At 45.8% G+C, this 8,558-nt stretch carries 7 protein-coding genes; 1 reads left to right on the forward strand and 6 read right to left on the reverse strand.

Going from position 1 to position 8,558, the window contains the following annotated elements; translation table 11 throughout:
- Positions 1-6 precede the first annotated feature (6 nt).
- Genes GT589_RS08555 through GT589_RS08570 form a run of 4 tightly spaced genes read right to left on the reverse strand, consistent with a single transcriptional unit; the run spans position 7 to position 3,533 of the window.
- Entirely contained in the window at positions 7-840 is an 834-nt protein-coding gene (locus GT589_RS08555) for a CvfB family protein (protein WP_293398250.1), read from the reverse strand.
- 12 nt (positions 841-852) lie between these two features.
- Positions 853-1,200 carry a phage holin family protein gene (locus GT589_RS08560; protein WP_293398251.1) on the reverse strand — a complete coding sequence of 116 codons (348 nt, stop codon included), beginning with the start codon at positions 1,198-1,200 and terminating at the stop codon, positions 853-855.
- Entirely contained in the window at positions 1,193-2,371 is a 1,179-nt protein-coding gene (gene thiI / locus GT589_RS08565) for a tRNA uracil 4-sulfurtransferase ThiI (RefSeq protein ID WP_293398252.1), read from the reverse strand. Before thiI ends, GT589_RS08560 begins: the two co-directional genes overlap by 8 nt.
- Before the next feature lie 13 nt (positions 2,372-2,384).
- Positions 2,385-3,533, reverse strand: a complete 1,149-nt coding sequence (locus GT589_RS08570) for a cysteine desulfurase family protein (protein WP_293398253.1) — start codon at positions 3,531-3,533, stop codon at positions 2,385-2,387.
- Positions 3,534-4,008: 475 nt separating this feature from the next.
- Between GT589_RS08570 and GT589_RS08575 the strand changes: the two genes are divergently transcribed.
- Entirely contained in the window at positions 4,009-5,004 is a 996-nt protein-coding gene (locus GT589_RS08575) for an asparaginase (RefSeq protein WP_293398254.1), read from the forward strand.
- A gap of 70 nt (positions 5,005-5,074) precedes the next feature.
- Here the strand turns inward: GT589_RS08575 and ilvB are convergent, their stop codons facing one another.
- Both ilvB and ilvD read right to left on the reverse strand, forming a co-directional pair.
- A complete protein-coding gene (ilvB, locus tag GT589_RS08580) occupies positions 5,075-6,730 on the reverse strand; it encodes a biosynthetic-type acetolactate synthase large subunit (protein WP_293398255.1) in 1,656 nt (551 codons plus the stop codon).
- A gap of 26 nt (positions 6,731-6,756) precedes the next feature.
- Positions 6,757-8,412, reverse strand: coding sequence for a dihydroxy-acid dehydratase (gene ilvD / locus GT589_RS08585; protein WP_293398256.1), 1,656 nt, complete (start codon positions 8,410-8,412; stop codon positions 6,757-6,759).
- Positions 8,413-8,558 lie beyond the last annotated feature (146 nt).

Below are 8,558 nucleotides of genomic sequence, written 5' to 3' on the forward strand. Positions count from 1 at the left end.
GCCTCCCTAGTTTTTAAATTTATAGCCTGAAGCTGTTTTTTCTATACTTCCCTCTTTGAGAAGCCTTCCGGCTGCCCTCTTGAAGGCTGCCTTGCTCATTCCAAGATATTCCTTTACTATTTCCGGATCGCTCTTGTCGCCGATGAAGATTTCTCCGCCGCAGCCCCTTATATACTCCATGAGCTTATCAGAGTCGTCTGCCATCTGCTTGTAGGCCTCTTTCCTTGTGGAAAGGTCAAGCTTGCCGTCTTCCCTTACCCTAATCACCCTTGCCTTCACCTTGTCTCCGGGGTAAAGCTTCTCGAAGCACTCGCTTTCCGGTATCATTCCCTTGAAAGTATTTTCTACCGCCACAAAGACACCCATGCCTTTTTTCAAACTATATACAGTACCTTCAACCCAGTCTCCGGCCTCGTGAGTGCTGTCAGTCCTCAGATAGTCATATATATCTGTGGTGGAGCTAATGCGCTTGCTTTTGTCGAGATATATAAGCACAAGGTAGCTTTTCCCCTTTTGTATGTTGTATTTTTGCTCTGTAAAGGGAAGCAGTATATCCTTGTCCAATCCCCAGTCAAGGAACGCCCCGATTTTTGTAGTCTCAACCACCTTCAGATACGCAAGCTGCCCTACCATGCCCTTTGGCGTCTTGGTGGTGGCAATGAGCCTGTCACTGGAATCCCTGTATACGAAAACATCCAGGAAGTCGCCTTCCTTTGCACCCTCAGGTACGAATTTTTTAGGCAGGAGCACCGACTTGGCATCACTGTTGTCCGAAAGGTATGCTCCCTGCTGCGCGAATCTGTCAATCTTGAGTCTGTTCATAACCCCTATTTCTATCATTTTATTAACCCCTTATTTTTCAATATCGAAAATACCGTTTAGTATCATGTTGAAAACGCTGAGCACCAAAGCTCCTCCGACGGCTCCCCAGAAACCCGTGACGGCAAATCCCGGTACAAGCGCCGATGCTATATATAGCATGAATCCATTTATTACAAGTGTAAAGAGACCTAAAGTCAAAATATTTAGTGGTAGAGTCAAAATCAGAGCCAGTGGTTTAAGGAACATATTTACGATCCCAAGTACTGCCGCCGCAATAAGCGCAGCAGCTATTCCCGTAACCTCAACCGACTGCAGCAGAGAAGCTGTCAGGAATAAGGCCAGGGTTGATACAATCCATCTGGCAATAAATTTATTCATACCCTATCACCTCCACTTCCATGCTTTCAATTGCATTCTCAATAAGTTCTTCAACAGGCAGTACTGATTCTGATTTTTCAATCCTGTCGAGCTTAGGCTTTGTAACAGGATGTTTTGGCAGAAATACTGTACAGCAGTCTTCTTCTGGAATTATGGATGTCTCGTACGTGCCTATCTTTTCCGAAATGGCTATAATTTCAATCTTGTCGAATGCAATAAGAGGCCTGAATACCGGAATCTGAACAGCCCCGTCTGTGACCTCAAGGCCGTTTATAGTCTGGGATGCAACCTGGCCTATGCTCTCACCTGTCACTAGTGCATTGCAGCCTTTGAGTCTGGCGACTCTTTCCGCAATCTTCATCATGAACCTTCGCGCAATTATGGTAAGTTCATCCTGCGGACAATGCTCGTTTATCATTTTCTGTATAGGCAGCAAATTGACGCTGTAGAACTTCACCGGCCCACTGTATTTTGAAAGTATCCTTGCAAGATCCTTGACCTTCTCAAGAGACCGCTCGTTGGTGAACGGATAGCTGTGGTAATGTATGGCTTCTATCTCCACACCTCTTTTGGCTATCATCCAGGCGGCCACCGGGCTGTCTATTCCTCCCGAAAGCAGCACCAGCGCCTTGCCGTTGGTGCCAAGCGGCATTCCGCCGTAACCACGGATTTTCTCCGTAAAACATATATAACAATCCTCCCTGATTTCAGCATAAACCATAACATCGGGATTGTTTACATCTACGCTTACACTATCCGAAAGCTTGCTGAGCAAATACGCTCCTATCTCTCTGCTGATTTCAGGCGATTTGAGCGGAAAGCTCTTATCGGTCCTTTTCGAGTCCACCTTGAATGTGCATACGTCCTCGAACTCCACCTTTTCGCTGAGCAGCTCAAGGCATTTTTCTTCAAGCTTCTCAAAATCCTTTTCTACAAGTATGGCAGGACTCAGCGAGAAAACTCCGAATACCTTCTTCGCTTCCTCAATAACAGCCTCATAGTCATGCTCTTCTACGTCTATTAGTATTCTGCCGTGCTTTCTATATACATTTATATTCCCAAGAGACCTGAGGGCGTTTTTGATGTTTGCCACAAGCTTCTTCTCAAATACGGGCTTGTTCTTGCCTTTAACCGCAATTTCTCCGTATCTTACTATTACTATGTTGTACATGCTTGTCAACTCCTTATTTACCCACTATTTTTCTAAACTCTTCAACCCGAATGCTTACAGTTTCTGCTGCGCTCTTTATCTGATCTACTGTATTGAACTCGCCAAGGCTAAACCGTATCGCGCCTTCAATTTGAGCATTTGAAAGCCCCATCTCTCCCAGTACGTGACTTCCCTTTTTCTTCGATGAGCACGCAGACCCTGTGGAGACAAAAATACCGTCCTGTTCGAGCGTGTGCAGCAGCACCTCTCCCTTGACATCCATAAACGAGATATTGAGTATGTGGCATACGCCTTCAGGCATACTGTTAACCTTTATATTCGGAACCCTTGCCTCCAGTTCTTCCTGGAGCAGCCTTTTCATGGATGCAAGCCTTTCTATCCTTGAGCCCAAATCTGAAAGCGTCTTTTCTGCCGCAGTCTCAAGTCCCATAATTCCCGGCACGTTTTCTGTGCCCGGCCTTATGCCCTTTTCTTGGCCGCCTCCTGTTACAATTGGCCTGAGCTTGGTCCCTTTCTTTACATATAGCGCGCCTATTCCCTTGGGCCCATGCAGCTTGTGACCGCTTATCGACATTAGGTCTATTCCGTATCTGGATGGCCTGAAGTCAATCTTGCCGAACGACTGGACAGCATCAACAAAAAAATACACCTTTCTTTTGAGCTTGGAAAGGTATCTTCCTATCTTGTCGACGGGCTGAATACTGCCGCACTCGTTGTTAACGTGCATTATAGCTACAAGAATAGTTTCATCCCTGAGGGCTTTTTTGAACTCTTCAAAGTCAATAACTCCATTGCTGTCTACGCTAAGGTATGTCGCTTCAAAGCCTTCGCTTTCCAAGTCCCTGACGGTGCTGAGCACAGCCGGGTGTTCTATTGATGTTGTTATTATATGCCTTCCTTGCTTGCGGTTTGCATAGGCCACACCACGTATCGCTACGTTGTCCGCTTCGGTTCCTCCTGATGTGAAAAATATTTCATCTTCGCCTGCACCCATCAGCGATGCAATTTTTTTCCTTGCGTTTTTTATATCTCTTTCAATTTCAACGCCCTTGCTGTGTGCCGATGACGGATTGGCGTACTTGTCCGTGAGGTATTCCATCATCCTTTGCGCCACTTCGTCATATGGCCTTGTGGTGGCACTGTTGTCCAAATATATTTCCATCAATTTGCTTCACCTTCTCTGTTAATGTGCCCGCCTTTTCAGACAAGCATATATTATTATATAACAAAACCTTCGATTTATAAATAAAATACCCCATTACTCACAGCAATTTACATTAAGTTTTGACGCAATCCGAAATATGTACATGCCTTTTGTATAAAAAAATTTCATATAAATCAGTTGCACAAATTTTAGTTTTTTGCTATACTGATTTCAGTGGTTATCCCCCTGACAACCCGAATAAAATCTCTATTCTCAATACCCCTTTCGAACGGATTTTTTCACACGGAATGTGTGGCCCTGCTTTCTTTGTTAAAGAAGGCAGTTTTTTTTTATAGAAAAATGCGATTGCATTTTTTTATATATTCGGTATATTCATATAATATCTTAATATTGTATATGTATTACACGCCTATATGCTTGTATAATCTTCTTAACACTCATTTTGATTTAAAATATTAATGGGAGGTTTAATATGAAGAAGGATACTGTAGCCATAATTTTTACAGGTGGTACCATTTCTATGACCATCGATCCCAGAATAGGTGCTGCAATACCTACTCTCTCGGGCGAGCAGATCATGTCAATGGTGACCAATATCGACAAACTTGCCGATATTAAGGTTGTCAACTTTTCCGAAATTCCAGGGCCTCACGTGACTCCGGAGATTCTCATGAGACTTAAAAAACAGGTCGAGGAACTCCTTGCAGATGAGACCATAACAGGCGTTGTAGTAACTCACGGAACAGACAGCCTCGAGGAAACGGCTTACTTTCTCGACCTTGCAATAGAAAGTGAAAAGCCTGTCATCGTGGTGGGCGCAATGCGAAGCAGTTCCGAGCTTGGTTACGACGGCCCAAGCAATCTTGCAGCCGCAGTATGTACGGCGGTTTCCGAGAAAGCAAGAAACAAAGGTGTGCTTATTGTTTTAAACAATGAGGTTAATACGGCGTTTGAAACTACAAAGACAAACACACTGAGCCTTGGAACGTTCAAATCCTTGACTTACGGCCCTCTTGGAGTTATAGACAATGACAAGCTCATAATCCATAGAAATATCACTCCGGGGCAGCATATTAAAACAGACATAATAGAATCTGATGTAGACCTTATTAAATGTGTTCTGGGAATGGACTCAAAACTTTTGAAATTCTGTGTGGATTCAGGTTCAAAGGGAATAGTTATAGAGGCCATGGGCCGCGGCAACATACCTCCCAAGATGGTCGAGGGCGTTCAATATGCCATAGACAAGAATATACCTGTTGTAATAGTCTCCAGATGCCCTGCCGGAAGAGTTCTAGACACGTACGGTTATGAAGGCGCAGGGTACGCTCTTCGAAAGATGGGCTGCATATTCGGCGGTGAACTCAACGGACAAAAAGCCAGAATAAAGCTCATGCTTGCTCTTGGATTTACAAGCAATGTAGATGAAATAAGAAACATATTTGAAAAGGACGAATACTATAACTAAATCCAGATAAGCACAAAATGCCCGCCGAGCCTGTAAAGGCTCAGCGGGCATTCTTAATTCAAAATAATTCCTATCCTACAATGTATTCGTCTATAGGTCTTCCCGGAGGAACTATAGGGTATACGCACTCATCCTTGTCTATTACGCACTCTATGAATGCTGGTTTTGTGTTGTCCATTGATGATACGGCGCTTTCAAGCTCATCCAGGTTGCCTGCCCTGAAGGCCTGTATTGAGTAGGCTTGTGCAAGCTTGACGTAGTCGATATTCTCATTTGAATCAGTCTCTGAGAATCTCTTATTCGAAAACAGCCTCTGCCACTGGCGAACCATGCCGAGCGAGCTGTTGTTTAGCAGCAATATCACAACGGGCACGTCGAGCTTCGATAGCGTTGCCAGTTCGTTGCAATTCATCCTGAAGCTGCCGTCTCCGGTTACAAGCACTACGCGCTTGTCAAGTCTTCCAAGCTGCGCCCCTATGGCTGCCCCTAGGCCATATCCCATGGTTCCAAGTCCTCCCGAGGATATGAAGGTCCTTGGCTCCTTGAATTTCCATATCTGAGCTGTCCACATCTGGTGTTGTCCGACATCGGTTGCCACAACTGCATCCTCGAACCTGCCGTTCATGTACTCGAGTATGTTCTCGGGCGTAAACTGGTCTTTCCCCGCCTTATTGTGCGATTTCCACTTTGCAATATGGCTATGCCAATCCTTTCTGTCTGCCGCTTCCACAAGCTCTATTAGAACCCCCAGGCTCTCAGACAGATCGCCTTCAATAGGCAGATACGCATCCATGTTTTTGTTGAGCTCCGTACCGTCTATATCTATGTGTATTATCCTGGCGCCGGGAGCGAACTTGTTTGGATTTCCTATTACCCTGTCGCTGAACCTGGCTCCTATTCCTATTATAAGGTCGCTTTCCATAACGGCCATATTTGCATTTTCATATCCGTGCATTCCAACCATTCCGAGCGAAAGCTCGTCGTTTCTCGGGAAACTTCCCAGGCCCATAAGGGTGTTGACAACTGGTATGTCTCCTTTTTTTGCAAGCTCGAATAGCTTATCTGACGAATTTGAAGATATTGTGCCTCCGCCTGCATATATTACAGGTCTTTTTGATTCATTTATCATGTCGGCCGCTTGCTTGAGCAGCTCCATATCCACCTTTGCAGATGTTTGAGGTTTGCTGTTTCCGTCAGCCTGTTTCTTTTCGTATTCAACCTGTTTTGTGAATATGTCCTTTGGAATATCTATAAGCACAGGACCCGGTCTGCCGCTTCTTGCCACTTCGAAAGCCTTTCTTATTGTATCTGCAAGCTTTGTGACATCTTTAACCAGGCAGTTGTGCTTGGTTATTGGAAGCGTCATTCCTACTATGTCTATCTCCTGGAACGAGTCCTTGCCCAATAGAGCCATTGCAACCTGGCCTGTTATTACAACCATCGGCACAGAATCCATATATGCAGTGGCAAGTCCTGTTATTATGTTTGTGGCTCCCGGCCCAGATGTTGCAAAGCACACGCCAACCTTGCCGGTTGCCCTGGCATAACCGTCAGCTGCATGCACGGCTCCCTGCTCGTGCGATGTCCTAACATGCCTGAAATAGTCCAGCTCGTCATAAAGCGCATCGTACAGAGGTATTACAGCACCTCCCGGATATCCAAAAATAGTGTCAACTTTCTGCTCCTTCAGGCATTCCAAAACAACCTGGGCTCCACTTTTAACCAAAATTCTCACCTTCCCAACATCTTGTCCTATTTTTTAAATACCGCCCCTTCCGAAGCAGAAGATACGAGCTTTGCATACCGGCCCAGATATCCTCCGCACGAGCTGCTCTTGAGCTGGATTTTATTTTTTCTCTCTTCCAGCTCGCTTTCGCTTACAAGCAGATTCAGAACGCCTTTTAGCATGTCTATTTCTATTTCGTCTCCGTCCATTATATACGCAATAGGTCCGCCCTCGGCAGCTTCCGGCGAGACGTGCCCTATTGCTGCTCCCCTTGTCGCACCCGAAAATCTTCCATCAGTAATAAGCGATACATCCTTGTCCAGCCCCATTCCAGCTATGGCAGACGTAGGTGAAAGCATCTCCCTCATTCCAGGCCCCCCTTTTGGCCCTTCATATCTTATTACTACAGTATCCCCTTTTTGTATTTTTCCTGAGAATATTGCGCTCACCGCATCTTCCTCACAGTCAAACACTTTAGCTTTGCCTTTTGAAACGAGCATATCGTCTACAACGGCAGATTTTTTGACTACTCCACCGTCCGGAGCCAGCGTTCCTCTTAGAACGGCTATACCTCCTGTGGAGCTGTATGGCTTGTCGATTGATGCTATGACATCATATTTCTTTTCGCAGCCGCTTATCTTTTCGCCCACTGTTTCCCCCGATACAGTAAGCTCCTGCAGGTTGAGCAGGTTTGCCTTTGAAAGCTCATTCATAACTGCCGATATTCCGCCTGCTGCATCCAGATCCTCCATGTGGTACGGACCTGCCGGCCTAAGCCTGCAAAGGTTAGGAGTCTTTGAGCTGATACTGTTTATCTTGTCGAGGTCTATTTTGACTCCCGCTTCGTTTGCAATGGCAGTTAGGTGAAGTACTGTGTTTGTTGAGCAGCCAAGTGCCATATCTACCACGAGCGCGTTTTCGAACGTCTTTTCCGTTAGTATCTGGCTTGGCCTTATGTCTTCACTGACAAGCTTCATTATAGCCATTCCCGCTTCCTTGGCGAGCCTTTTTCTTTGTGCGTATACCGCCGGAACCGTTCCGTTGCCCGGCAGCGCCATACCCAGAACTTCGCTCATGCAGTTCATTGAATTGGCCGTAAACATTCCTGAGCACGATCCGCATGTCGGACACGCATTCTCTTCAAGGCAGTCAAGCTCGGCTTCACTCATATTTTTACTCGTTACTGCTCCTACTCCCTCAAACACTGATGTAAGGTCTTCAGCCTTGCCGGATACCTTGCCCGCAAGCATAGGCCCTCCGCTTACGACAATCGCCGGTATATCCAGCCTGGCTGCAGCCATTAGCATCCCCGGTACAGATTTATCGCAGTTTGGGATGAGTACTATTCCGTCAAAGGCGTGCGCCTTTACCATTATTTCTATGCTGTCTGCTATTATCTCCCTGCTTGCCAGTGAGTATCTCATTCCTTCGTGGTTCATGGCTATACCGTCGCAAACTGCTATTGTCGGGAATTCGAAAGGCGTGCCGCCCTCCATGAGAATTCCCTTTTTAACCGCCTCTGCAATCTCGCGAAGGTGTATGTGACCTGGCACTACTTCGTTAAATGAGTTTACAACCCCTATGAAGGGTTTTTCTATTTCCTTGTCAGTAAGACCAAGAGCTTTAAGCAGCGACCTGTGCGGTGCCTTCTGCATACCTAGTTTGACATTTTGACTGTTCATGCTGCTTCCTCCCAATTACTATTCTTTTATCCAGGACATCATGCCTCTTAGCTCTTTGCCCACCTCTACTATTGGATGCTCAAGCTCTTTTTGCTTTGTCGCGTTGAACATCGGTCTGCCAAGCATGTTCTCAAGCAGCCAGTTCC

It is taken from the genome of Peptoclostridium sp., from assembly GCF_009881055.1.
Taxonomy (GTDB): Bacteria; Bacillota; Clostridia; order Peptostreptococcales; family Peptostreptococcaceae; genus Peptoclostridium_A.